This window comes from Streptomyces sp. NPDC057877, assembly GCF_042796855.1.
Lineage (GTDB): Bacteria > Actinomycetota > Actinomycetes > Streptomycetales > Streptomycetaceae > Streptomyces.
The window spans coordinates 267573-291778 of sequence record NZ_JBHVMS010000011.1 but is presented as its reverse complement, the minus strand read 5'-3'; the positions used below and the strand labels follow the sequence as shown (position 1 = coordinate 291778).

At 73.5% G+C, this 24206-nt stretch carries 19 protein-coding genes; 6 read left to right on the top strand and 13 right to left on the bottom strand.

The features are described from left to right. Window positions 1-31: 31 nt before the first annotated feature. The 3 genes from eccE (at window position 32) to ACFVQG_RS31535 (ending at window position 5243) form a co-directional block, all read left to right on the top strand. Window positions 32-1348: a type VII secretion protein EccE gene (gene eccE, locus ACFVQG_RS31545; RefSeq protein WP_383389876.1), complete on the top strand. Its 1317-nt coding sequence runs from the start codon at window positions 32-34 to the stop codon at window positions 1346-1348. After that, the gene (locus ACFVQG_RS31540; protein ID WP_383389873.1) at window positions 1345-2181 is read left to right on the top strand and encodes a hypothetical protein; all 837 of its coding nucleotides are present in this window, start codon (window positions 1345-1347) and stop codon (window positions 2179-2181) included. The genes eccE and ACFVQG_RS31540 overlap by 4 nt, the downstream gene beginning before the upstream one ends. A 404-nt stretch (window positions 2182-2585) precedes the next feature. Then, on the top strand, window positions 2586-5243 hold the full coding sequence (locus tag ACFVQG_RS31535; protein ID WP_383389870.1) for an SCO5717 family growth-regulating ATPase: 2658 nt from the start codon (window positions 2586-2588) through the stop codon (window positions 5241-5243). A gap of 77 nt (window positions 5244-5320) precedes the next feature. On the opposite strand, the gene ACFVQG_RS31530 is transcribed toward ACFVQG_RS31535, so the two are convergent. From ACFVQG_RS31530 to rimP, 9 genes are all read right to left on the bottom strand, one after another. Continuing rightward, a complete protein-coding gene (locus ACFVQG_RS31530) occupies window positions 5321-6268 on the bottom strand; it encodes a bifunctional riboflavin kinase/FAD synthetase (RefSeq protein WP_383389866.1) in 948 nt (315 codons plus the stop codon). Window positions 6269-6416: 148 nt separating this feature from the next. Next, window positions 6417-9833, bottom strand: a complete 3417-nt coding sequence (locus ACFVQG_RS31525; protein WP_383389863.1) for a trypsin-like peptidase domain-containing protein — start codon at window positions 9831-9833, stop codon at window positions 6417-6419. A 255-nt stretch (window positions 9834-10088) separates the two neighbouring features. Beyond that, window positions 10089-10991, bottom strand: coding sequence for a tRNA pseudouridine(55) synthase TruB (truB, locus tag ACFVQG_RS31520; protein ID WP_383389860.1), 903 nt, complete (start codon window positions 10989-10991; stop codon window positions 10089-10091). Next, entirely contained in the window at window positions 10988-11458 is a 471-nt protein-coding gene (rbfA, locus tag ACFVQG_RS31515) for a 30S ribosome-binding factor RbfA (protein WP_383389858.1), read from the bottom strand. The genes truB and rbfA overlap by 4 nt, the downstream gene beginning before the upstream one ends. Window positions 11459-11490: 32 nt before the next feature. Next, window positions 11491-11784, bottom strand: coding sequence for a DUF503 domain-containing protein (locus tag ACFVQG_RS31510; RefSeq protein ID WP_383389856.1), 294 nt, complete (start codon window positions 11782-11784; stop codon window positions 11491-11493). A 134-nt stretch (window positions 11785-11918) separates the two neighbouring features. Continuing rightward, complete coding sequence (gene infB, locus ACFVQG_RS31505; RefSeq protein ID WP_383389854.1) at window positions 11919-15020, bottom strand: translation initiation factor IF-2; 3102 nt, start codon at window positions 15018-15020, stop codon at window positions 11919-11921. Between the two features lie 149 nt (window positions 15021-15169). Further along, a complete protein-coding gene (locus ACFVQG_RS31500) occupies window positions 15170-15466 on the bottom strand; it encodes a YlxR family protein (RefSeq protein ID WP_383389852.1) in 297 nt (98 codons plus the stop codon). Window positions 15467-15567: 101 nt separating this feature from the next. Next, window positions 15568-16578 (bottom strand): transcription termination factor NusA, encoded by a 1011-nt coding sequence (gene nusA / locus ACFVQG_RS31495; protein ID WP_383389850.1) that lies wholly within the window; start codon window positions 16576-16578, stop codon window positions 15568-15570. 2 nt (window positions 16579-16580) lie between these two features. Continuing rightward, a complete protein-coding gene (rimP, locus tag ACFVQG_RS31490) occupies window positions 16581-17117 on the bottom strand; it encodes a ribosome maturation factor RimP (RefSeq protein WP_383389848.1) in 537 nt (178 codons plus the stop codon). A gap of 194 nt (window positions 17118-17311) precedes the next feature. Between rimP and ACFVQG_RS31485 the strand changes: the two genes are divergently transcribed. From ACFVQG_RS31485 to ACFVQG_RS31475, 3 genes are all read left to right on the top strand, one after another. Then, window positions 17312-17836 (top strand): hypothetical protein, encoded by a 525-nt coding sequence (locus tag ACFVQG_RS31485; RefSeq protein WP_383389846.1) that lies wholly within the window; start codon window positions 17312-17314, stop codon window positions 17834-17836. Next, window positions 17833-18321 (top strand): ferritin-like domain-containing protein, encoded by a 489-nt coding sequence (locus ACFVQG_RS31480; RefSeq protein WP_383389844.1) that lies wholly within the window; start codon window positions 17833-17835, stop codon window positions 18319-18321. The genes ACFVQG_RS31485 and ACFVQG_RS31480 overlap by 4 nt, the downstream gene beginning before the upstream one ends. A 120-nt stretch (window positions 18322-18441) precedes the next feature. After that, entirely contained in the window at window positions 18442-19341 is a 900-nt protein-coding gene (locus ACFVQG_RS31475) for an aminoglycoside phosphotransferase family protein (protein ID WP_383389842.1), read from the top strand. Window positions 19342-19407: 66 nt separating this feature from the next. Here ACFVQG_RS31475 and ACFVQG_RS31470 read toward each other — a convergent pair whose 3' ends face one another. From ACFVQG_RS31470 to ispG, 4 genes are all read right to left on the bottom strand, one after another. Continuing rightward, on the bottom strand, window positions 19408-21108 hold the full coding sequence (locus ACFVQG_RS31470; RefSeq protein WP_383389840.1) for a proline--tRNA ligase: 1701 nt from the start codon (window positions 21106-21108) through the stop codon (window positions 19408-19410). Window positions 21109-21240: 132 nt separating this feature from the next. Continuing rightward, complete coding sequence (locus ACFVQG_RS31465; protein WP_383389838.1) at window positions 21241-21780, bottom strand: GNAT family N-acetyltransferase; 540 nt, start codon at window positions 21778-21780, stop codon at window positions 21241-21243. 75 nt (window positions 21781-21855) lie between these two features. Then, complete coding sequence (locus tag ACFVQG_RS31460) at window positions 21856-22704, bottom strand: GNAT family N-acetyltransferase (RefSeq protein ID WP_383389836.1); 849 nt, start codon at window positions 22702-22704, stop codon at window positions 21856-21858. Window positions 22705-22890: 186 nt separating this feature from the next. Beyond that, window positions 22891-24048, bottom strand: coding sequence for a flavodoxin-dependent (E)-4-hydroxy-3-methylbut-2-enyl-diphosphate synthase (gene ispG, locus ACFVQG_RS31455; protein ID WP_383389834.1), 1158 nt, complete (start codon window positions 24046-24048; stop codon window positions 22891-22893). Window positions 24049-24206: the final 158 nt, after the last annotated feature.

Below are 24206 nucleotides of genomic sequence, written 5' to 3'. Positions count from 1 at the left end.
TGAGTTGTGAGCGAATTGGGGGGATGGAGTGATGGCTTCCGCGACGCGGACCTCGGGCCGTGGCCGGACCCGGGCGCGCGGCTCCGCCGAGCCCGGCGCGCGTGCGCCCCGACAGCCGTCCGCGCGGGGCGGTCTCCATCTCAAGGTGCGCGCGGGGCGGCCCGGTTCGTTCCGGCTGCAACGCGTCGTCCTGGTGGAACTGGCCGCCGCCGTCGTCCTCATGGGCTGGGTGATCGGCACCCTCGCGCTGGTGCCCGCCGCCGTGGTGGCCCTCGTCCTGGTCCTGCTGGCCTTCGTACGACGCCGGGGCCGCTCCCTGCCCGAATGGATCGGCACCGCCCGCGCCCTGCGCGCCCGGCGCAAGCGCGCCGCGGACCTGGTGGTGCCGCCGGGTACGGAACCGGGGCTCGCCCCGGCCGTGGAGTGCGACCCGAGCCTGCGCACCTACGCCTACGGCGGCCGGGAGCGGCGTCCCGTCGGACTCGTCGGCGACGGCACCTTCGTCACCGCGGTGGTGCAGGTGGAGGCCGACGCCACCGCCCTGCGCGCCGAGCGCGGCAGACGACCGCTGCCGCTGGCCCTGGTGCGCGACGCCCTCGAAGTGGACGGGATCCGCCTGGAGTCGGCGCAGATCGTGCTGCACACCCAGCCCGCCCCCGCGCTGCACCTGCCGCGGCAGTCCGTGGCGGTCACCAACTACGCGCCGCTGCAGGAGCAGACCGGCGCCCCGGCGGTCCGCATCACCTGGATCGCGCTGAAGCTGGATCCGGAGCTGTGCCCGGAGGCGGTGGCGGCGCGCGGCGGTGGTCTGGTGGGCGCCCAGAAGTGCGTGGTCCGCGCCGCCGACCATCTCGCCAGCAGGCTGACCGGCGCCGGGTTCCGGACCACGGTGCTCGACGAGGAGGAGCTGACCTCCGCCATCGCCACCTCCGCCTGCGCCAACCCGCTGGTGACCGCGGAGGCCGGACGCACCGACCGGCAGGAGCGGCGCACCGAGGAGTCCAGCCGCAGCTGGCGCTGCGACAACCGCAGGCACACCACGTACTGGATCCGCAAGTGGCCCCCGCTGGGCGGCGACCGGGGTCCCTCACTGCCGCAGTTCGCCGCGCTGGTCACGGCGATACCCGCGCTCGCGACCACCATCAGCCTCACCCTCGCGCACGCCGACCGGCGGGAGATGTCCCTGTGCGGCCACCTCCGGGTCACCGGGCGCAGCGCCGAGGAACTGACCGCGGCCCGGCGCGCGCTGGAGGCCGCCGCCCGGCAGGCGGGCGCGGCGCTGGCCCGCCTCGACCGGGAGCAACTGCCGGGCGTGCTCGCCACTCTGCCCCTCGGAGGTGTTCGGTGACGGCCACGACGACGCGTACGGCGGACGGACCGGGCGGCGGATACGGCCCCGGGTACGGCACACCGGCGGGCGCCGGGCGCCCGGGAGCCGCGGGCGGCGCTCCGGACTCGGCGGCCCGCCGCGCGGCCGACCTGCTGCGCACCGGCTTCGGTCTGCTCGGCCCGCGCCACGGGCGACACACCCTGTCCGCGGCCGAGTTGGACACCCTGGCGCTGCCCATCGGGGACGACGGCGTCGTCATCGGGGTGGACGCCGAGGGACAGCCCGCCGTGCTGGGACTGAACCGGCCCACGCCGTACGACGTCGTGCTCATCGGCGGCCTGTGGACGGCCCAGGTGCTCGCGCTGCGGGCCGCGGCGACCGGGGCGCGGGTGGCCGTGGAGACGGGCCGGGCGCAGGCCTGGACGCAGATGGTGCACGCCATGGGCGGCGGGCAGAACGGGCTCTCGGTGTACGACGTGGGGCGCGTGCCGCCGCAGGGCGCCTCCGCGGGCACGCCGGTGCTCGTGGTGCGGGACTGCGGAATGCGGCCCCCGCGCGGGCGTGTGGTGTCCGGGCCCTGGCAGGCGGTGCTGACGCTGCTGCCGTATCTCAGCCCCGTGGCGCCCCGGTTGATACGGCAGGCGCGGCTCGTCGGCGTGCAGCGGATATCGCCGGACGAGGCCGGGGAGCTGAGCCGCGCGATGGCGTTGCCGCGGGCCGACATGGACTCGCTGCCGACGCTCGCCGACGGCGTCACGCTGTGGTGCGCCGACCGGGACCGCCAGTACGTGATGACGCAGCCGACGGACGCGGAGATCGGGTTGCTGGGGACGCCGCGGCGGATGGACTGACGGAAGCCGACGGAAGCTGGCTGAAGCCGTGGGCGTGCGGCGGTAATTGAGCCGTAGGTTCCTTTTCGTGGCTTTTCGCTGGCGGTGTCGTGGGGGGTCTGCTGGCCTTTGTCCGGTGTGCCGGGGAGTGGCGGCAGCGCGGTGGGGCAGGCTGTGACGGAGCGGACGTGCACCGAGCGGTGGACGGGCCTGCCGGGGTGCCGGTGGTGGTGATTAGGCTGGGACCGGGCGCGACGCCAGAACCCGTGGACCGGGCGTCGGCGTCCCAAGGGGGAGCCGGGGAATCGGACGACCGTGGTCGGACGGCCTCACAGCGCTCTCGGAACGACCTCGAACGACTTCGGAAGACAACACATGGTCGCCCCGGCACGGCATGAGGGTGTTCGACCACACCAGGAGGAACTGTGAGCAGCGATCGGGACGGGATCCGCGGGGGCTGGGCGACGCCCGGCGATGACCAGCCCGACGCGGAGTCCTCCGTCGAGGCGACGGGCGAGTTCACCATCGACTACGCGCCGCCCGCCTGGTACACGCAGAACGCCTCGGGCGGGGCGGAGCCGAGCGCCGACGCGGGCGCCGGTGCCGGGCCGAGCGCCCCGCTCACTCCGCCCGCCCCGCCGGTGGGTCCTCCGGTCGCCGTGCCGGGCCTGCCGGTGGGGAGCGGGTTCGAGCCCCAGCCCACGGGCGGTGGCGGGGCGGGGGACGCTCCCTCCGGTGAGACCTCCGCACCGGTGAGCCAACTGCACACCGGCAACAGCGATGACAGCGGCGACAACGGCGACAACGGCGGTGACTTCGAGATCTCCGGGTCCGGGGATCTGGAGAGCGGCGCGACCATGCGGTTCTCCGCCGTCGCCCTGAAGCGGGAGATCGAGGAGCGTACGGCCGCGGCTGAGCCCGAGACGGAGGCCGACACCGACACCGAGGCCGCGGATGCCCCGGAGCAAGCGGAGGCGGCGGACACCGAGCCTGAGGCCGCGGAGGTCGACGAGGCCGAGGATGTCGCTGAGGCCGCCGATGGCGCCGATGACGCCGTAGAGCCGGAGGACAGCGTGTCCGGCGAGGCCGAGCCCGCGGAGGACGAAGGCACCGACGAGGCCGAGCCCACGGATCCGGCGCCGAGCGACGCCGTGGCCGCTGCGGACAGTGAGCCGCAGGACCCGCCGTCCGACTGGACTTCTCCGCAGCAGCCCCCACCGCAGCCGCAGCCGCAGCCGCAGGCCGGGGTGCCGCCGCTGCCGCCGTCGTATCAGCCCGTGGCCCCGGCACCGGCGACCCAGTGGCCCGCGCAGCCCGCAGCACCCGCACCCGCACCCGCACCCGCACCCGCACCCGCACCATCGCACCCGACCGCTGCACCACCGCAGCCCACCGCCGCGCCGGTGCAGCCGCCCATGCCCGCGCAGCAGCCGCCCTTCCAGCCGCAGACACCGCAGCCCGCCCCGGCGGCGTGGCAGCAGCAGCCGCCGTCCGCTGTGCCGGACCAGACTCCGCCCGCGCAGCAGCCCCAGCCCGGCGGCTACGGCTTCCCGCAGCAGGGCGCCACCCCACCACCCCCGGCGACCCCCAACCCCGAGCCGGGCTACGGCTTCCCGCAGCCGCCCACGCCCCCCGGGCCGCCCGCAGGCGGCTACGGCTTCCCGCAGCCCTCGGCACCCCAGGGCCAGCCACAGCCTCAGCCCCAACCGCCACAGCAACCGCAGCAACCGCAGCAACCGCACCCCCAGGCGCCCACACCCCAGCCGCAACAGCACCCGCAGCAGCCACCCGTGGACCCCCGAGCCGGTGCCGCCTGGCCGCAGCCCATCCAGCACGACCAGCGGCAGCCGACCAACCCCGGTGCCGCGCCGCTCGGTTACACGGCGGCCGTGGAGCTGTCCTCGGACCGGCTGCTCAACAACAAGAAGCAGAAGGCCAAGAGCGGACGGCCCGCCGCCGCGTCCTCCCGTTTCAAGCTGGGCGGGAAGAAGGAGGAGGCCGAGCGGCTGCGGAAGCTGGAGCTGATCCGCACCCCGGTGCTGTCCTGCTACCGCATCGCCGTCATCAGCCTCAAGGGCGGCGTCGGCAAGACCACGACGACCACCGCCCTCGGCTCCACCCTGGCCAGCGAGCGCCAGGACAAGATCCTCGCGATCGACGCCAACCCGGACGCCGGTACGCTCGGCCGCCGGGTGCGCCGCGAGACCGGGGCGACCATCCGCGACCTCGTCCAGGCGATCCCGTACCTGAACTCGTACATGGACATCCGGCGGTTCACCTCGCAGGCCTCCTCCGGTCTGGAGATCATCGCCAACGACGTCGACCCGGCCGTCTCGACGACCTTCAACGACGAGGACTACCGGCGCGCGATCGACGTGCTCGGCAAGCAGTACCCGATCATCCTCACCGACTCCGGCACCGGTCTGCTCTACAGCGCCATGCGCGGGGTGCTGGACCTCGCCGACCAGCTCATCATCATCTCGACGCCGTCGGTGGACGGCGCGAGCAGCGCCAGTACGACGCTGGACTGGCTGTCGGCGCACGGGTACGCGGACCTCGTCTCGCGCTCCCTCACCGTGATCTCCGGGGTCCGTGAGACCGGCAAGATGATCAAGGTCGACGACATCGTGGCGCACTTCCAGACGCGCTGCCGGGGTGTGATCGTCGTCCCGTTCGACGAGCATCTGGCGGCGGGCGCCGAGGTCGACCTCGACATGATGCGTCCGAAGGTGCGGGAGGCGTACTTCAACCTCGCCGCGCTGGTCGCCGAGGACTTCGTCCGGCACCAGCAGTCGCACGGGCTGTGGACCTCCGACGGCAACCCGCCCCCGGTCGCCGCCCCGCCGCTGCCGGGCCAGCCGTACCCGGGCCAGCCGATGCCCGGTCAGCCGCCCGCCCCCGACCAGTACCCGCCCGGCCAGTACCCACCCGGCCAGCCGCCCCAAGGCCAGCCCCCGGCCCCACAGCCGGGCCCGTACGGGCAACCGCATCCCGGACAGCCGTACCCCCAGCAGGGCCAGCCGCCCCAGCCCTACCCGCAGCAGCCCGGCGCCCAGCCCTACCCCCAGCCCCCGCAGCAGTAGGACCGTAACCAGGACAGAACACGGCGCGGCCGATGCCCCCGGGCACCGGCCGCGCCGTCGTCACTCCCTCAGGCGCGTCAGTCCGCCGCCGCCACCAACTCCCGGCACTTGCGCACGTCCTCGCCCATCTGCTCCAGCAGCGCCTGAAGCGTCTCGAACTTCGCCTGCCCCCGCACGAAGGCGAGGAAGTCGACGGCGACATGCAGCCCGTACAGATCGAGGCCCACCCGGTCGATGGCGTACGCCTCCACCGTGCGCTCGGTCCCGTCGAACTGCGGGTTGGTGCCGACGGAGATCGCGGCGGGCATCGCCTCACCGGCCGCGTGCAGCCACCCCGCGTAAACGCCGTCCGCCGGGATCGCGGTGTGCGGCAGCGTCTCCACGTTGGCCGTGGGAAAACCGAGTTCACGCCCCCGCTGTGCGCCGCGCACGACCACACCCTCGACCCGGTGCGGACGGCCGAGGATCTCGGCGGCACCCGCGACGTCGCCTTCCCCGACCAGACGCCGGGTCAGGGTCGAGGAGAAGGGCTCGCCGCCGCCCGCCTCGCCGGTCACATACAGGTCGACGACCTCGACCTCGAAGTCGTAGACCCTGCCCTGCTCGACGAGGAACTCCACGTTCCCCGCGGCCCGGTGGCCGAAGCGGAAGTTGGGGCCCTCGACGACCGCCTTGGCGTGCAGCTTGTCGACCAGCACCTTGCCGACGAACTCGGCCGGGGACAGCTTCGAGAACTCGGTGGTGAAGGGCAGGATCAGTACGGCGTCCACGCCCAGCTCCGCCATCAGCTCGGCGCGGCGGTGGTGCGGGGCGAGCAGCGGCGGGTGGCTGCCGGGGCGGACGACCTCGCTGGGGTGCGGGTCGAAGGTGACGACGACGGTGGGGACGCCCAGCTCACGGGCGCGGTCCACCGCGTGCCGGATGATCAGCTGGTGTCCGCGGTGGACTCCGTCGTAGGAGCCGATGGTGACGACGCTGCGCCCCCAGTCCTCGGGGATGTCCTCCAAGCCACGCCAGCGCTGCACTGTGACCGCTCCTCGAACCCGTGTCGGTACTTGCTGTCTGCCTCTTGTGCAGGACTAAGGGTGCCATGCCGGGTGCCTTGGCCCCGCACCGGCATCCTGACCTGTGACCTGGCGCACGCGACGCCCACGGCCAAGAGTGCCCCACCGCTCACGCGGGCACCCGCACACCCGCCAGGTTCTCGATCATCCGACGCGCGCTGGGCCCGACCACCGCGGCCCACTCCCGCGGCTCCCGCGCCAGCCACCCCGCCAGCCGGACGGCGAATCCGGGGTCCTCGCGGGCCAGCTCGACGAGGGCGCGGTCGTAGCGGGTGGCGCCCTGCGGCGTGCGGACGAGCAGGAGACCGGTACGGCGGACGAGGTCGCGCAAGGGCTCACCGTCCGCGGCACCGTCGTACCCAACGGCCGCCCGCAGCACGGTCTCCAGAACCGCCGGGGACTCCTCCCGCGCCAGCAGATACGCGCACAGTTCACGCCGCAACGGCCACGAGCCCGCCACCCCCACCGCCCCCGGCGCCACCAGCACCCCGGCCAGCGCACACCGCACCGACTCCGGACCACCCCCGTCCAGCAACCCGCTGACCAGCGGGAAGACCCCGGCCGCGGGCCCGTCGTCGAGGCGCCGGTCGACATACGCGGCCACCTCCCCCGCGATCTCCGGCCGCACCCCCACGGCCTCCCGCACCAGCGCGACCGCCCGCGACTCCGCACCGGGCACGAGCGCGGCCAGCACGCCGCCCAGGTCCGCGGGGTCCCCCGAGGACAGCCGGACCCGCAGGGCGTCCAGGACCGGCCCCGGATGGGTGTCGAGGGCGGTGACCAGCGCACCCGGCGCCAGCTGCGGATCGCCCGCGGCGAAGTGCGCGAGGGCGCGCGGCAGGAAGCGGGCGCGGGTCAGCGGGTCCCGGACGAGCAGGGCGAGCGCGCCGCCGTGCAGGCTGGCGTCGGTGGGGCGGGCGAGCAGCGCGAGGGCCGCGTACCGCAGCAGTTCACGGTCGGCCTCGGCGCGGGCGTGCGGCGCGGCCCGCAGCCCGTGGACGACCGCCGCCACCCGCCGCGCGGGCCGCTCGTCGTGCGCCCACCGGTCGACGGCCCGGCACACGGCGGACGGCTCCTCCTCCGCGAGGGTGGCCAGCAGCTCGTCGGCGCGCCGGTGCGCGCCCTCGACCAGGGCCTCCGTCAGGTCGTCCACGGCCCGGTGCCGATGGGTGTGCAGCAGCGCCTGCGCGGCCGTGGCGACGGTCGCGTGCGGGGTCGCGGGCAGCGGGCGTTCGTCGTGGAACCAGCGGATCAGGTGCGGTTGTACGGCGGTGGGGTCGGCGTCCAGCAGCCGGGCGGCGGCGTCCAGGTAGCGGGGGCCGGGCTCGTGCGGCGGCCCGTCGGTGACGACCAGCCGCCCGAGCAGCGCCCAGCGGTCGGCGGCGGGCAGCGCGAGGCCGGTCCAGAAGTCGGCGCCGAACTCCCCCGCCGGGCGCCCCCGTTCACCGATGACGTCGGCGAGCAGCCACAGCACGTCCGTGTACGGCGTCACGTCCGCCAGCCCCAGCAGGGTGCCGGTCAGCAGCCGCGCCGCCCACCAGGAGTCCGGGTCGGCCTCCAGGGCCCGCACCAGCTCGGTGAGCCGGGCGGCGAGCCGGTCGGGGCCGCCGTGCGGGGGCCGGGCGAGCAGCAGGAGGGCCTGCACGACGGGGCCGACGCGGTGGTGCGGGACCGGCAGGGGGTGGGCGCCGAGCGGGCCGCTGGGGCGGTGGACCAGGGCGCGCAGGGCCTCGTCGAGGTCGAGGTGGGTGCCCTGGAGCCAGTCGGCCAGCTCCTCGTGGGCGAAGCGGTAGCCGTCGCCCGCGGGGACGAGGAGACCTTCGGTGAGGACGGCGGACGCCCAGCCGGTGCCGCCGCCGAGCCGGGCCGGGGCGGGACCCCAGGGGAACACCGCCTCGAACGCCGCCCGGTCCAGCTCGCCCTGTCCGGGGCCGAGGCTGCGCCGGGCCGCCTCGTGGACCTGCCCGGCGACCTTCGCGGCGAGTCGGCGTACGGCGGTGCCGCGCAGTCCGTTCTCGGCGGCGAGGCGGACCGCGATCCGCAGGCACATCAGGTCCAGGTGCGCCGAGAAGACCTCGTACCGGTCGGGGCGGGCGCCGTCCGGGGTGTCGGGCAGCGCGGCCCGCACCTCCGAGGCGAGCCGCAGGGTGAGCGGGTGGCGGGCGTCGCGCGGGTCGAGGTCCCGCTCGCTGAGCCCGTACCGCGCGCGTGCCTCACGGGCTTCGGCCCCGCTCAGATCACCGAGCCGCACACAAGCGGGCACACGCCCGCCACTGGACCCCCTCAGCGCGTCACCAGCCCTGTCACCACACCCCCCGCCGAACACCACCCCCGCCGGGAACTCCGCCCCCTCCCAGTACTCCCCCCGGCATGCCACCACCATCCGCGTGCCCGTCTCCCGCAGCCACCCCACCGTGCTGTCGGACCAGTCGGCCAGCCGGTGGGCGAGCAGCGGCGGCATCTCCTCGGGGCCGTCGAGGAGGAGCAGCAGGGGACGGCCGACGGCGCGCGCGAGGTGCGCGACGCGTTCCGGGGCGAGGTCGCCGGGCGCTGGCGCGGGGCCAGGTGACGCGGCCAGGACCCGGGCCGCGCGGTGCAGCGCACGGCGGACGGCGTCGGCCACGGAGGTGTCGCCGTCGCGCAGGTCGGCGCCGCGCAGCCACAGCGTCGGTGCGGGCCGTGCGCCCCGGGCGCGGCGGGCGGCGAGGGCCGCGAGTTCGGTCGTACGGCCGCTGCCGGGCGGCCCGACGAGGCCCAGCACCACGGCCGGTCCCGCGGTGGCCCCCTCGGTGAACGCGGTGAACTCCGCCGCCGTGTCCGCCCGTTCGACCGGCGGCACCGCCCCGGGGTCCGCCGCGCCGTCGCAGCCCAGGGAGGTGGCGGTCAGTTCCAGCACTCCGGCGAGGTTGAGATCGGCGCCGTACGCGGGGACGGTCGCGGCGTTGCGGGCGAGCAGCTCGGCGAGCGGGCCCGTGGCGGGGCCCGGCAGGGGGACGGCGAAGCCGGTCTCGCGCGGGCCCGAGCGCAGCGCGGTGCCCAGGACGCCGATCACCGCGCCGGTCGTGGCGTCGACCACCGGTCCCCCGGTCGCTCCGCCGCCCGGCCGCAGCGCGTCGCGCGCGGCGGTGCCCATCGCCAGTTCGAGGACGGCGTCGAGGCGGTGGCGGCGGTCCCCGACCGGGTAGGTCGCCGCGGCCGTGTCCAGTACGCGCGCCTCGCGCCAGCAGCCCGCGGCGATCCGCACGTACCGTCCGGGCTCGGCGCCCTCGCGCACGGTGACGGGGAGCGGGTCGAGGCCGAGGCCCTCGGTGTGGACGAGGGCGAGGTCCAGGTGGGGCAGCGCGGTGACCGCGTCGGCGGTGACGGCGCAGCCGCGGCCCGCGGCGGTGCGCAGCAGCAGCCGGGACAGGCCGTGGACGGTCTCGTGGCTGGTGAGGACGGTGCCGTGGTGGTCCGCGGCGAAGCCGGTGCCGCGCGGGCGCCCGGCCGGATCCTGGATGTGTACGAGGGCCGCGTCGCCCACCATGGTCGAACCCCCTGCCGTGCGCCCGTACGCCCGTGCCGTGTCTCGTCATCGACGTTAGGCGCGGCGTGATCAGGAGGACAGGGTGCCGGATGAACGCGCCCCCTTCCGCTCCCTCGGATCACTCCGAGCGCCTGCCCGGAAGGGTGAATGAACAGGGAGCGGTGGATACAGCTTAGGAGTGGGGGAACCGAGGGGGGACCGTGGAGCGGCGACAGGCAAGCCCCGTGTTCGCCGCTCCACGGGCTGACGGAACCCTCAGGCGAAGACCGCGAGGCTCTTGGCCTTGCCGCGGTGCTCCTCGACCAGGGCGAGGAACCGGCCGTCGGGGCCGAAGACGGCCACCGGTCCGGCGCTCGCGTACTCGTCGGGCATCTCCAGCCGGACGCCGTTGGTCAGCAGCCGGGCCCGCCGCTCGTCGACGTCCCAGCGCCGGAACGCGGCCGTGGCCGCCTCCGCGACGGGCATGACCTCCAGCTCCTCCTGGAGCTGGTCGAGGGTGCGCGCGGAGTCCAGCTTGTACGGCCCCACGCGCGTGCGGCGCAGCGCGGTGAGGTGGCCGCCGACGCCGAGGTCCGCGCCGAGGTCGCGGGCGAGGGCGCGGATGTAGGTGCCGGAGGAGCAGACCACCGACACCACCAGGTCGAGCACGGGAGTGCCGTCGTCGGCGACGGCGTCCCTGATGTCGTACACCGCGAAGGCCGAGACCGTGACCGGCCGGGCGGGGATGTCGAAGTCCTCGCCGTCCCGGGCCCGCTTGTACGACCGCACGCCGTTGATCTTGATGGCGCTGACCTTGGACGGCACCTGCATGATGTCGCCGCTCAGCTTGGCGATCCCGGCGTCGATGGCGTCCCGGGTGATCCGGGAGGCGTCGGTGGAGGTGGTGACCTCGCCCTCGGCGTCGTCGGTGAGCGTGGTCTGGCCGAGCCGGACCGTGCCGAGGTACTCCTTCTCGGTGAGGGCGAGGTGCCCGAGGAGCTTGGTCGCCCTCTCCACGCCGAGGACGAGGACGCCGGTCGCCATCGGGTCCAGGGTGCCCGCGTGGCCGACGCGGCGGGTGCGGGCGATGCCGCGCATCTTGGCGACCACGTCGTGCGAGGTGAAGCCCGACGGCTTGTCGACGATGACGAGGCCGTCGGGCGTGTGCTGCTGGGTCATTCGGTGCTGTCGTCCGTCTCGTCGGCGTCGTCGGTGCCGTCCTCGGCGCCCGGCTTGCGGTACGGGTCCGCCTCACCGGCGTAGCGGGCGCCCGCGGACGCCTCGCGCACCTTCTCGTCGGACTGGCGCGCCTTGTCGAGGAGGTCCTCGATGGTCCGGGCGGTGTCCGGCAGGGCGTCGGCGACGAAGGTGAGCGTGGGGGTGAACTTCACCCCGGCCGCCCGGCCGACCTCGGAGCGCAGGATGCCCTTGGCGCTCTCCAGGCCCGCCGCGGCGGCGGCGCGCTCCTCGTCGTCGCCGTACACCGTGTAGAAGACGGTCGCCTCCCGCAGGTCGCCCGTCACCCGGGTGTCCGTGATGGTGACGTGCGTGCCGAGCCGCGGGTCCTTGATCCCGCGCTGCAGCTTCTGGGCCACCACCTCTCGGATGAGGTCCGCCAGCCTCTTAGCCCGCGCGTTGTCGGCCACTGGTCCGTCTCCTTAAGTGCTTATGTCTTGCTTCAGTCTTCGTCGCTGTGGAGCCTGCGTCGAACGGAGAGCAGTTCCACCTCGGGCCGCCCGGCGACCAGCCGCTCGCAGCGGTCCAGTACGTCGCTGAGGTGGCCCGTGTCCCCGGAGACCACCGCGAGGCCGATCTCGGCCCTGCGGTGGAGGTTCTGATGTCCCGTCTCCGCCACGCTCACCGGGTACTTGCGCTGGAGTTCGGCGACGATCGGACGGACGAGGGAGCGCTTCTCCTTCAGCGAGTGGACATCGCCGAGGAGCAGGTCGAAGGACAGAGTCCCCACATACATGTGTGTATCCGGATGTCCCGCCGGTTCGGGGTACGGGCGCCGCGCTTGGACGCCGATACGGGAACCGTACACGCAACGGCCGGGGCCGATCGACGGAAATATCCTCCGCCGACCGGCCCCGGTCGCGTGTCAGGTCACGCGCGCGGCTTCTCGCGCATCTCGTACGTCGCGATGACGTCGTCGACCTTGATGTCGTTGAAGTTGCCGAGGTTGATACCGCCCTCGAACCCTTCGCGGATCTCGGTCACGTCGTCCTTGAAGCGACGCAGGCCCTCGATGGTGAGGTTCTCCGCGATGACCTTGCCGTCGCGGATGAGGCGCGCCTTGGTGTTGCGGCGGACCTCGCCGGAGCGGATGAGCACACCCGCGATGTTGCCCAGCTTGGAGGAGCGGAAGACCTCGCGGATCTCCGCCGTGCCCAGCTCGACTTCCTCGAACTCCGGCTTGAGCATGCCCTTGAGGGCCGCCTCGATCTCCTCGATCGCCTGGTAGATGACCGAGTAGTAGCGGACGTCCACGCCCTCGCGCTCGGCCATCTGCGCGGCACGCCCGGCGGCGCGCACGTTGAAGCCGATCACGATGGCGTCCGAGCCCATCGCCAGGTCGATGTCGGACTCCGTGACCGCACCGACGCCGCGGTGCAGGACGCGGATGTCGACCTCTTCGCCGACGTCCAGCTGGAGCAGGGAGGACTCCAGGGCCTCGACCGAACCAGAAGCGTCACCCTTGATGATCAGGTTCAGCTGCTGGACCTCGCCGGCCTTCAGCACCTTGTCCAGGTCCTCAAGGGACACACGGCGCGTGCGCTTCGCGAAGGCCGCGTTGCGCTCACGGGCGGCACGCTTCTCCGCGATCTGGCGGGCCGTACGGTCCTCGTCGACCACGATGAAGTTGTCACCGGCGCCGGGGACGTTGGTGAGACCCAGCACCTGGACCGGGGTGGACGGACCGGCCTCGGCGACGTTGTTGCCGAGGTCGTCGTGCATGGCACGGACACGGCCGTAGGCGTCGCCGACCACCATCGTGTCGCCGACCCGCAGGGTGCCTCGCTGCACGAGGACCGTCGCCACGGCACCACGGCCGCGGTCGAGACGGGACTCGATGGAGATGCCCTGCGCGTCCTGGTGGGGGTTGGCCCGCAGGTCGAGCGAGGCGTCGGCGGTCAGGATGACCGCTTCCAGCAGCGCGTCGATGTGCAGCCCCTGCTTGGCGGAGATGTCGACGAACATGGTGTCGCCGCCGTACTCCTCGGCCACCAGGCCGTACTCGGTCAGCTGACCGCGCACCTTGGTCGGGTCCGCGCCCTCGACGTCGATCTTGTTGACCGCGACGACGATCGGGACGTCGGCCGCCTTGGCGTGGTTGAGCGCCTCGACCGTCTGCGGCATGACGCCGTCGTTGGCCGCGACGACCAGGATCGCGATGTCGGTCGACTTCGCACCACGGGCACGCATGGCGGTGAACGCCTCGTGACCCGGGGTGTCGATGAAGGTGATCTTGCGCTCTTCGTCGTTGACCTCGGTCGCGACCTGGTAGGCACCGATGTGCTGGGTGATGCCACCGGCCTCGCCCGCGATGACGTTCGTCTTGCGGATGGCGTCGAGCAGGCGGGTCTTACCGTGGTCGACGTGACCCATGACGGTGACGACCGGCGGGCGGACCACCAGGTCCTCCTCGTCGCCCTCGTCCTCGCCGAACTCGATGTCGAAGGACTCGAGCAGCTCGCGGTCCTCCTCCTCCGGGCTGACGATCTGAACCGTGTAGTTCATCTCGTCGGCGAGGAGCTGGAGCGTCTCGTCGGAGACCGACTGCGTGGCCGTGACCATCTCGCCGAGGTTCATCATGACCGCGACGAGCGACGCCGGGTTGGCGTTGATCTTCTCCGCGAAGTCCGTGAGCGACGCGCCGCGGGAGAGACGGATGGTCTCGCCGTTGCCGCGCGGCAGCATCACGCCGCCGACGCTCGGGGCCTGCATGGCCTCGTACTCCTGGCGCCGCTGCCGCTTCGACTTGCGGCCACGGCGCGCGGGACCGCCGGGACGGCCGAAGGCGCCCTGCGTGCCACCACGGCCACCCGGACCACCGGGACGACCGCCGAAGCCGGGACGGCCACCGCCGCCACCGCCGAAGCCGCCACCGCCACCGGGACCGCCGGGACGACCGGCGAAACCGCCGCCGCCACCCGGACGGGCACCGCCGCCACCGCCACCGGGACGACCGGCGAAGCCGCCGCCACCACCGGGACGACCGCCACCGGGACGACCGGCACCGGCCGGACCACGGCCACCGCCGGGACCGGGACGCGGACCCGCGGCGGGACGCTGCGGCATCATGCCCGGGTTCGGACGGGGACCGGCGGGACCACCGCCGGGACGCGGGCCGCCGCCCTGCGGACGCGGCATCGAGCCCGGGCTCGGACGGTTGCCGCCCGGAGCCTGCGGACGCGGACCGCCGCCACCCTGGGCGCCGGGAGCCTGCGGACGGGGACCGCCGGGGGCACCGGGGCCGCCCGGACGCGGGGCGCCCTGCGGACGCGGTGCCTGGGGGCGGGCCATACCGGTGGAGCCACCGGAGGTGAAGGGGTTGTTACCCGGACGCGGACCGGCCGGACGGGCACCGGAGCGCGACGCGGGGGCGCCGCCGGGACGGGCACCGCCCTGGCCACGGCCCTGACCGCCGCCCTGCTGGCCCTGGCCGGGACGGCCACCGGGCTTGGGGGCACCGGGACGCGCGCCGGGACGCGGCGCGGCCGGGGACGGGGCGGAGGACGGAGCCGACGGCGGAGCCGTGAACTCGGGGGTGGTCGGCGCGGCCGGAGCCGGACGCGGCGCGGGCTTCGGGCCCGGCGTCGGACGGGGGCCGGAGGCCTGCGCGGGGGCGGCCGGGGCCGCGGGCTGCTGGGCCACCGGAGGCTGCGCCGCCGCGGGCTTGGGGGCGCCCGGCTTGGGAGCAGCCGGACGGTCCCCCGCTGCCTGAACGGCGCGGGAGGGGCCCCCAGCCTGCGCCGGAGAGGGCGCGGCGGGCCTGGGGGAGGCCTTCCTGGGGGCGGGCTTCGCACCGGACTTGCCGTTGCCGCTGCCCGCCTGGAAGGCGTCGGTCAGTTTGCGTACTACGGGCGCCTCGATCGTCGAAGACGCCGATCGGACGAATTCACCGAGTTCCTGGAGCTTGGCCATGACGACCTTGCTCTCGACACCGAACTCCTTGGCGAGTTCGTAGACCCGGACCTTAGCCACTTCGCTCCTTTGAGGTCCGGGTTGCGGCCGGACCGTCGCTAGTTCATGGGCGTACTCATCGCGTACTCATCGAGTGCTCATCGCAATCTCGACCTGCTTTCGACTCGCGAGGTACCAGGCCGCACGGGGTTCCGTACGGCACGTCTTTCCTACCGTGTTGCCTGCTCGGCAACTGTTGTCCGCTCGACGTACTGGCGCAACGCCTTTGTGTCGAGCGCTCCCGGGGCGCGCAGTGCCCGCGAGAACGCCCGGCGGCGTACGGCCTGATCGAGACAGACCAGGGCGGGGTGTACATAGGCACCCCGGCCGGGCAGCGTACCGCGAGGATCAGGGACGCAACTGTCCTTGATCGCCACGATCCGCAGCAGATCAGTCTTGGCCGCTCGCTCCCGGCACCCCACACAGGTGCGCTCTGGGCATGCGCGGGCCCGCGTCCGGCCAGACACTTCTAAGTCTACCTCCCCGCACCGACCTCACCCCTTTGGGGCAGAAATCAAACGGCTGTCGTGATGCGGTTGTCGTGATCTAAGCCACCGACGGCCTGGATCTATTCCCCGGGCCGGTCGCCGGTCCTCTCACCGGCCGGTTCGGTGTCCGGGCGGATGTCGATCCGCCAGCCCGTGAGCCGGGCCGCGAGCCGGGCGTTCTGCCCTTCCTTGCCGATCGCCAGCGACAGCTGGTAGTCGGGGACCGTCACCCGCGCGGACCGCGCCGCCATGTCCACGACCTCCACCTTGGAGACCCGGGCCGGGGAGAGCGCGTTCGCCACCATCTCGGCCGGGTCGTCCGACCAGTCGACGATGTCGATCTTCTCTCCGTTCAGTTCGCCCATGACATTGCGTACTCGGCCGCCCATGGGGCCGATGCAGGCGCCCTTGGCGTTCAGTCCGGAGCGGGTCGAGCGGACGGCGATCTTCGTACGGTGACCGGCCTCACGCGCGATGGCGGCGATCTCCACCGACCCGTCGGCGATCTCCGGCACCTCCAGGGCGAACAGCTTCTTCACCAGATTGGGGTGGGTACGGGAAAGGGTGACCGAGGGACCGCGCACACCCTTCGCCACCCGAACGACGTACGAGCGCAGCCGCATGCCGTGCGGATAGGCCTCGCCGGGCACCTGCTCCTGCACCGGCAGGATGGCCTCCAGCTTGCCGATGTCGACGAGCACGTTCTTCGGGTCGCGGCCCTGCTGGACCACTCCGGTGACGATGTCGCCCTCTCGGCCCGCGTACTCACCGAGGGTCGCGTCGTCCTCGGCGTCGCGCAGCCGCTGGAGGATGACCTGCTTGGCGGTGGTGGCGGCGATCCGGCCGAAGCCGGAGGGGGTGTCGTCGAACTCCCGGGCCTCCTGGCCCTCCTCGATGTCCTCGGGGTCCTCCTTCGCCCACACGGTCACATGGCCGGTCTCCCGGTTCAGCTCCACGCGCGCGTGGCGGCGGCTTCCCTCGGTGCGGTGGTAGGCGATGAGGAGGGCCGATTCGATCGCCTCGACCAGCAGGTCGAAGGAGATCTCCTTCTCCCGCACCAGGCCCCGCAGGGCGCTCATGTCGATGTCCACGGCTACGCCTCCTCCTCTTCCTTGTCGTTCTCGCTGCTCTTGCTGTTCTTGCTGCTCTTGTCGTCCTTGCGGCCGAACTCGACCTGGACGCGCGCCTTGGCGATGTCGCCGAAGGCGATCCTGCGGGCCGTGGGCCTGCGCCCCTTCACCCCGGGTACCTCGATGTCGAGGCCCTCGTCGTCGACGGTGAGGATCCTGGCGATCAGCTCTCCACCCTCCGCCAGCTGAAACTTGACCAGCCGCCCGGTGGCGCGCACATAGTGCCGCCGCTCGGTGAGGAGGCGCTCCGCGCCCGGGGTTCCGACCTCGAGGGTGTACTCGCCCTCGCCCATCGCGTCCGTCTCGTCGAGCTTCGCCGAGAGCGCGCGGCTCACATCGGCGATCTGGTCCAGGTCGGCTCCGCTGTCGGAGTCGACGACGACGCGCAGCACCCGCTTGCGTCCTACGGAGTCCACCGCGATCTCTTCGAGATCCAGGCCTTGAGCGGCGACGAGCGGTTCCAGCAGTTCTCGCAGCCTCTCGCTCTGGGTGGTGCTCATCCGGGTGACTCCTCGGCCGCGTGTGCTGTTGTGGGATGGGTCGTGTGTCTGGCTCAAAGGGTATCCGGTCCCAGGGGGTGTTGCCGTCCACCCGACGGCCGCCGGTGGGGTGCGGCGGACGGGGGCGCGGGTACCGTGATCACGGGCGTGGAGCCCGACCCCTGATCCGTACGAGCCCTCCGAGGACGTCCGCCGTGCCGTTTTCCCCACCGCCGCGCCGCCCCTCCGGGCCGCGCAGAAGGAGCCTGCTCGCCTCTGTGGCGGGCGCCGCCCTCCTCGTCGGCTGCTCCGACGGACCCGAGGACCCCGACGGCACGGGCGGCAGCGGCCCCTCGGCCGCCGACCGGGCACGCGCGCGTGCGGCCCGGGAGAGCCGGGCGCTGGCCGGACGGTACGACGCGGTCCTGGCGGCGCATCCAGGGCTGGCCGAGCGGTTGGGGCCGTTGCGCGACGAGGTGGGGCGGCACGCGAAGGCGTTCGGTGCCACGTCCGCCACGACGAGTCCCTCCCACTCCTCCCCCTCCCCCTCCGCCGTCCCGACCGGCGAGAAGGAGGCCCTCGCCGAGCTGGCCGCCGCCGAGCGGGAGCTGGCGGACCGGCGGGCGAAGGAGCTGCTGGAGCTGCCGGGCGAGACGGCGCGGCTGCTGGCCTCCGTGGCGGCGGCCGGGGCGGCGCACGCGTATCTGCTGACCGGGACGACGTCGGAGGGCGGCGCATGAGCGGGACGAAGGACGGGGAGCTGACGGCCCTGCAGGCGGCACTGGCGGCCGAGCACGCGGCCGTGTACGGCTACGGCGTGGTCGGCGGCCGGATCGAGGAGGCGCGCCACACCGAGGCGCAGGCCGCCTACGACGCCCATCGGGCACGCCGGGACGCGCTGGTGCGTGAGCTGCGCGACGCGGACGCGGAGCCGGTCGCGGCGTCCGCGGGATACGCGCTGCCGTTCCCGGTGACGGACTCCGCCGCGGCCGTCCGGCTCGCCGTGCGGTTGGAGGAACGCGTCGCCGGGGTCTACTCCGACCTGGTGCGGGCGGCGACGGGCCGCCACCGGGCCACGGCGGCGGAGGCGCTGCGGGAGTCGGCGGTGCGGGCGGCGCGCTGGCGGGGCGGGAGCGTAGCCTTCCCTGGTCTCGCCGAGCGGTCCGAGGCCACGGGGTCGGCGGGGGCACCCAGCGCGTCCACTTCGGCGGCACCGACCGGCTGAAGTCCGTACACGCCCGCACGGCACGCACGGCCCGCACGGCACGCATGGCCCGCAACGGCACGCACGGCCCGTACGGCACACATGGCCCGCACGGCCTCTTGGGAAGGGAACGACTCGCGCATGGCTTTCGAACCGCCGCGGCGTCTGGTCAGGGCGCTCGGTGAGACGGCACCGGACGGTGACGACTGGTTGGGGAAGCTGCCCGAGGCGTTCCAACAGGCCGTCGCGCTACGCGGGTTGACCGTCGAGCGGGTGCAGGCGCCGGGCGGGCGGAGCAGCCTGGTGGTGCTGGTGCGGCAGCCGGACGGCACGCCCGCCGTGCTGAAGCTGGCCCCGCCGCGGGCCCGCCCGGAGAGCGAGCGGGCGGCGCTGGCGCACTGGGGCGGCCGGGGCGCCGTACTGCTCCTCGAGCCCGGCTCGACGGACGGTGCGCTGCTGCTCGAGCGGCTGCACCCGGATGTCTCGGTGCGGTCGCTGCCGGAGGCGAAGGCACTGCTGGAGGCGGCGGGCACGCTGCGGCGGCTGTGGGTCGAGCCGCCGCAGGGCCAGGTCTTCGAGACGGTCGCCGGGCGCACCGGGCGGCAGGCGGCGGCGATGCGCGCGGACGCCGACGCGTACCCCGAACTCCGGCCCCTCGTCGACGCGGCGCTCACCGCCCGCGACGACCTGCTGACCGCCCCGCCGGAGCACCGGCTCCTGCACGGCACCTTCCGCCAGAGCAAGGTCCTCGGCGCGGACCGGGTGCCCTGGCTGGCGGTCGGCCCGGACCCGGTCGTCGGCGAGTGCGCCTTCGACCTGGCCCGCCTGGTCCGCGACCGCGTGGAGGACCTGATCGCCGCCCCGTCCGGCCCGTCCACGACCCGCCGCCGCGTCAAGCGCCTCGCCGAGTCCCTGGAGGTGGACCAGGACCGCCTGCGCGGCTGGACCCTCTTCCGCGCGGTCGAGTCGGGGGTACGGGCCCGTCGTGTGGGGCGCCCGCGGGACGCGGAGCTGCTGCTGGAGTTCGCGGGGTGGTTGTAGGGCGGGGCCGAGCCTGGGCCGCGGTCCTCGAAGGGCGCCCCGGGGCAACCGGAGCGCCCACCCCCGTCAGGCCGTCAGGCGGGCGATCGCCTCGTCGACGGGCAGTTCCTCGCGCTCGCCGGTGCGCCGGTCCTTCAGTTCCAGTACGCCCTCCGCGGCCCGGCGACCGGCCACCAGGATCTGCGGCACGCCGATCAGTTCCGCGTCGGTGAACTTCACGCCCGGGGAGACGCCCGCGCGGTCGTCGACGAGGACGCGGACGCCCGCGGCGGCGAGCCTGGTGGAGACGTCGAGGGCCAGCTCGGTCTGGAGGGCCTTGCCCGCGGCGACCACGTGGACGTCGGCCGGGGCGACCTCCTTGGGCCAGCACAGGCCCTTGTCGTCGGCGCTCTGCTCGGCGAGCGCGGCGACCGCGCGGGAGACACCGACGCCGTAGGAGCCCATGGTGACGCGGACCGGCTTGCCGTTCTGGCCGAGGACGTCGAGCTTGAGGGCGTCGGCGTACTTGCGCCCGAGCTGGAAGATGTGGCCGATCTCGATGGCGCGGTCCAGCTTCAGACCGGTGCCGCACTTCGGGCAGGGGTCGCCCTCCTCGACCACCACCACGTCGACGTACTCGTCCACCTCGAAGTCACGGCCCGCGACCACGTTCCTGGCGTGCGTGTCCGGCTTGTTGGCGCCGGTGATCCAGGCGGTACCCGGTGCCACGCGCGGGTCGGCGAGGTACCGGACCTTCTCCAGGCCCTGCGGGCCCACATAGCCGCGTACCAGGTCGGGCCGGACCGCGAAGTCCGCCTCGGTGACCATCTCGACGGCCGCCGGGGCGAAGTGCGCCTCGACCTTGCCCAGGTCGACCTCACGGTCCCCGGGCACACCGACGGCGACGATCTCGCCGTCCACCTTGACCAGCAGGTTCTTCAGCGTGGCGGAGGCCGGGACGCCGAGGGAGGCGGCGAGGGTCTCGATGGTCGGGGTGTCGGGGGTGTCGATGTCCTCGGCGGCGGGGACACCGGCGGCGTCCACCGGCTGGAGGGCGTACGAGATCGCCTCGGTGTTGGCCGCGAAGTCGCAGTGGGGGCAGTCGGCGAAGACGTCCTCGCCCGCCTCGGCCGGGGCCAGGAACTCCTCCGACTTCGAACCGCCCATCGCGCCCGCGGTGGCGGCGCAGATGCGGTAGTCCAGGCCGAGACGCTCGAAGATCCGCTGGTAGGCCTGGCGGTGCAGGGCGTACGACGCGGCGAGGCCCTCGTCGGCGGTGTCGAAGGAGTACGAGTCCTTCATCAGGAACTCCCGGCCGCGCAGGATGCCCGCGCGGGGCCGGGCCTCGTCCCGGAACTTGGTCTGGATCTGGTAGAGGATCACCGGCAGGTCCTTGTAGGAGGACGCCTGGTCCTTCACCAGCAGGGTGAAGATCTCCTCGTGGGTGGGGCCGAGGAGGTAGTCGCCGCCCTTGCGGTCCTGGAGGCGGAACAGCTCGGGGCCGTACTCCTCCCAGCGGCCGGTCGCCTCGTAGGGCTCGCGGGGCAGGATGGCCGGGAGCAGCACCTCCTGGGCGCCGATCGCGTCCATCTCCTCGCGGACGATCCGCTCCACGTTGGCGAGGACCTTCTTGCCGAGCGGCAGCCAGCTCCAGATCCCGGCGGCGGTACGGCGCACGTAACCCGCGCGGACCAGGAGCTTGTGGCTGAGCACCTCGGCGTCCGCCGGGTCGTCGCGCAGCGTCTTCGCCATCAACTGGGACATGCGCTGGACCGGTGCGTTCGCCATGGCTCTCGTATCTCCTGCTGATGAAGGTCCCCCCTGCCCGAGCGAAGTCGAGAGCTTGGGGGAAGGGTGATGGCAGGAGGTTAGCCGGGGGGTACGGGGCGGCGGAAATCGGTTAAGGCCCGGTGCGGGGCCCTAACGGCGACGCAGGGGCAGCGGGGCGCCCATGACGGCGTACGGCTTGGGGGCGCTGGGGAACAGCACGCGGCGGGCCAGGTCCTGGTAGCCGAGGGAGTGGTAGAGGCCACGGGCCGGGCTGTCGGTGTCGATCGCGGAGAGGATCGAGCGGGGCTCGGTGGCGGTGTCCGTGATGGTGGTGATCAGTGCCCGGCCGATGCCGCGGTTCTGGTAGTGCGGGTGGACGTGCAGCTCGGTGATGACGAAGGAGTCGTCCAGCCAGGCCTGGTGCCCCTCGGCGCGCAGATACGGCTCCACGACCGTGGACCACCAGTGGGTGCGGCTGTTGGGCATGCCGTAGACGAAGCCGACGAGGACGCCGTCGGCGGTCGTGGCGCCGTAGGCCCTGGCGCCCGGGTAGGTCATGTGGCGCAGGACGATCTGGCGGCGGACGGCGATCTCGTCGGCGCCGAGGCCGAAGGCCAGGGCCTGCACGGTGAGGGCTTCGTCGACGTGGGACGGGAGATCGAGGCTGCTGATCACGGTGTCGCGAAGCATGCGGGGAGCTTACAGGGGGTGCGTGTGGTCCGCGGGGTGCGGGCCGGGTGTGGTCGCCCGCGCACCGGGGTGACGTCAGAAGAGGACGCTCATGAACGCGCCCACCTCTTTGAAGCCCACCCTCCGGTACGTCCTTCTCGCGGCCGTGTTGTAGTCGTTGACGTACAGGCTCGCCACGGGGGCCACGTCCGCGAGGGCGTAGCGCAGGACCGCCGCCATGCCGGGGCCCGCGAGGCCCCGGCCCCGGTGTTCCGGGGCCACCCAGACGCCCTGGATCTGGCAGGCGCGGTCGGTGGCGGCGCCGATCTCCGCCTTGAAGACGACCTTGCCGTGCTCGTCGAAGCGGGCGAAGGAGCGGCCGGAGCCGACGAGTTCGGCGACGCGGGCCTGGTAGAGGAGGCCGCCGTCCCCGGCGAGCGGGGAGACGCCGACCTCCTCGGTGAACATCGCCACACAGGCGGGCATGATCGTCTCCATCTCGTCCTTGCGGACGCGACGGACGTACGGGTCCGGGACGGTGTCGGACGGCAGCCGGTCGGTGACCATCAGCGGCTGGTGGGCGCGGACCTCGCGGGCCGGACCCCAGTGCGGCTCCAGCAGCCGCCACAGCAGGGCGGTGGACTCGGCGGGGCCGACGATGGAGGAGCAGCGGCGTCCGGCGCGGCGGGCCCGGTCGGCGAAGGCGCGCACGGCGCGCGGTCCGGCGCAGATCGGGACCAGGTTGGCGCCCGCGTAGCACAGGGACGTGAGCATGCCGTGCTCGTAGAAGCCCCACATCTCGCCGCCGAGGCGCCACGGGTCGAGACCGGCGATCTGGACCCGGGAGGCCACGAAGGCGTTCGCCACCGGCTCGCGGTCGAGGACGGCGAGCGCGGCGTCCAGGTCTCCCGGTTCGAGGACCCGGGAGGTCGTCTGCGTCAACACGTGCGGGGCCTCACAGGGGGATCTGCCGATCTCCGCACTGTACCTGCCGAATTTGTGCGGCGTCGTCCCCCGAGGGCGGCTCGCGTTGTTGCCTGTGCCACCCCGTCCGTGGGGCGGTCCCGCCCGGTGAGTGGTTCAGCCCGGTGAGTGGCTCAGCCCGGTGAGTGGTCCCGCCCGGTGAGTGGCTCAGCCCGCGACCGACACCGACGGCTCGCCCGAGGCGACCCCGGCGTCCTCCATCTGCTCGGCGAGCTTCATGGCCTCTTCGATGAGCGTCTCGACGATCTTGGACTCGGGGACGGTCTTGATGACCTCGCCCTTGACGAAGATCTGGCCCTTGCCGTTGCCGGAGGCCACGCCGAGGTCGGCCTCGCGGGCCTCGCCGGGACCGTTGACGACACAGCCCATGACGGCGACGCGCAGCGGGACCTCCATGCCGGTCAGGCCCGCCGTGACCTCCTCGGCCAGCTTGTAGACGTCGACCTGGGCCCGGCCGCAGGACGGGCAGGAGACGATCTCCAGGCCGCGCTCCTTGAGGTTCAGCGACTCCAGGATCTGGATGCCGACCTTGACCTCCTCGGCGGGCGGTGCCGACAGGGAGACCCGGATGGTGTCGCCGATGCCCTGCGAGAGCAGCGCGCCGAAGGCCACGGCCGACTTGATCGTGCCCTGGAAGGCGGGGCCCGCCTCGGTCACGCCGAGGTGGAGGGGGTAGTCGCACTGGGCGGCGAGCTGGCGGTAGGCCTCGATCATCACCACCGGGTCGTTGTGCTTGACCGAGATCTTGATGTCCCGGAAGTCGTGTTCCTCGAACAGCGACGCCTCCCACAGCGCCGACTCGACGAGCGCCTCCGGGGTCGCCTTGCCGTACTTCTGGAGCAGACGCCGGTCCAGGGAGCCCGCGTTCACGCCGATCCGGATCGGGGTGCCGTGGTCCTTCGCGGCCCGCGCGATCTCCTTGACCTTGTCGTCGAACTGCTTGATGTTGCCCGGATTGACGCGTACGGCCGCACACCCGGCCTCGATCGCGGCGAACACGTACTTCGGCTGGAAGTGGATGTCCGCGATCACCGGGATCTGCGACTTGCGGGCGATGGTCGCCAGCGCGTCCGCGTCGTCCTGCGTCGGACACGCCACGCGCACGATCTGGCAGCCCGACGCGGTGAGTTCCGCGATCTGCTGGAGGGTGGCACCGATGTCCGACGTACGCGTCGTCGTCATCGACTGCACGGAGACCGGGGCGTCGCCGCCCACCGCCACGGACCCGACCTGGATCTGCCGGCTCTTGCGGCGCTCGGCGAGCTTGGTCGGAACGGACGGCATGCCGAGAGAAATCGCAGTCATCTGCTGTGCAACCCCAAGTCGTGGATCAAGGTCCGGTCCCGTCAGCGGCGGGCTCCGGAGTCCGAGATTACGGCACGGGCGGCGCGCCGGGCACATCAAGCCCCGCGAAACCCACCCGATGGAAGGCGGCCCGGCACCGAGGGTGCCGGGCCGCTTCG

Coding starts and splice junctions, on each gene's coding strand:
- eccE (WP_383389876.1), top strand. CDS start 32: ATGGCTTCCGCGACGCGGACCTCGGGCCGTGGCCGGACCCGGGCGCGC.
- ACFVQG_RS31525 (WP_383389863.1), bottom strand. CDS start 9,833: ATGGTGGGCGACGCGGCCCTCGTACACATCCAGGATCCGGCCGGGCGC.
- truB (WP_383389860.1), bottom strand. CDS start 10,991: ATGACCCAGCAGCACACGCCCGACGGCCTCGTCATCGTCGACAAGCCG.
- ACFVQG_RS31510 (WP_383389856.1), bottom strand. CDS start 11,784: ATGTATGTGGGGACTCTGTCCTTCGACCTGCTCCTCGGCGATGTCCAC.
- rimP (WP_383389848.1), bottom strand. CDS start 17,117: ATGAGCACCACCCAGAGCGAGAGGCTGCGAGAACTGCTGGAACCGCTC.
- ACFVQG_RS31480 (WP_383389844.1), top strand. CDS start 17,833: ATGAGCGGGACGAAGGACGGGGAGCTGACGGCCCTGCAGGCGGCACTG.
- ACFVQG_RS31475 (WP_383389842.1), top strand. CDS start 18,442: ATGGCTTTCGAACCGCCGCGGCGTCTGGTCAGGGCGCTCGGTGAGACG.
- ACFVQG_RS31470 (WP_383389840.1), bottom strand. CDS start 21,108: ATGGCGAACGCACCGGTCCAGCGCATGTCCCAGTTGATGGCGAAGACG.
- ACFVQG_RS31465 (WP_383389838.1), bottom strand. CDS start 21,780: ATGCTTCGCGACACCGTGATCAGCAGCCTCGATCTCCCGTCCCACGTC.
- ispG (WP_383389834.1), bottom strand. CDS start 24,048: ATGACTGCGATTTCTCTCGGCATGCCGTCCGTTCCGACCAAGCTCGCC.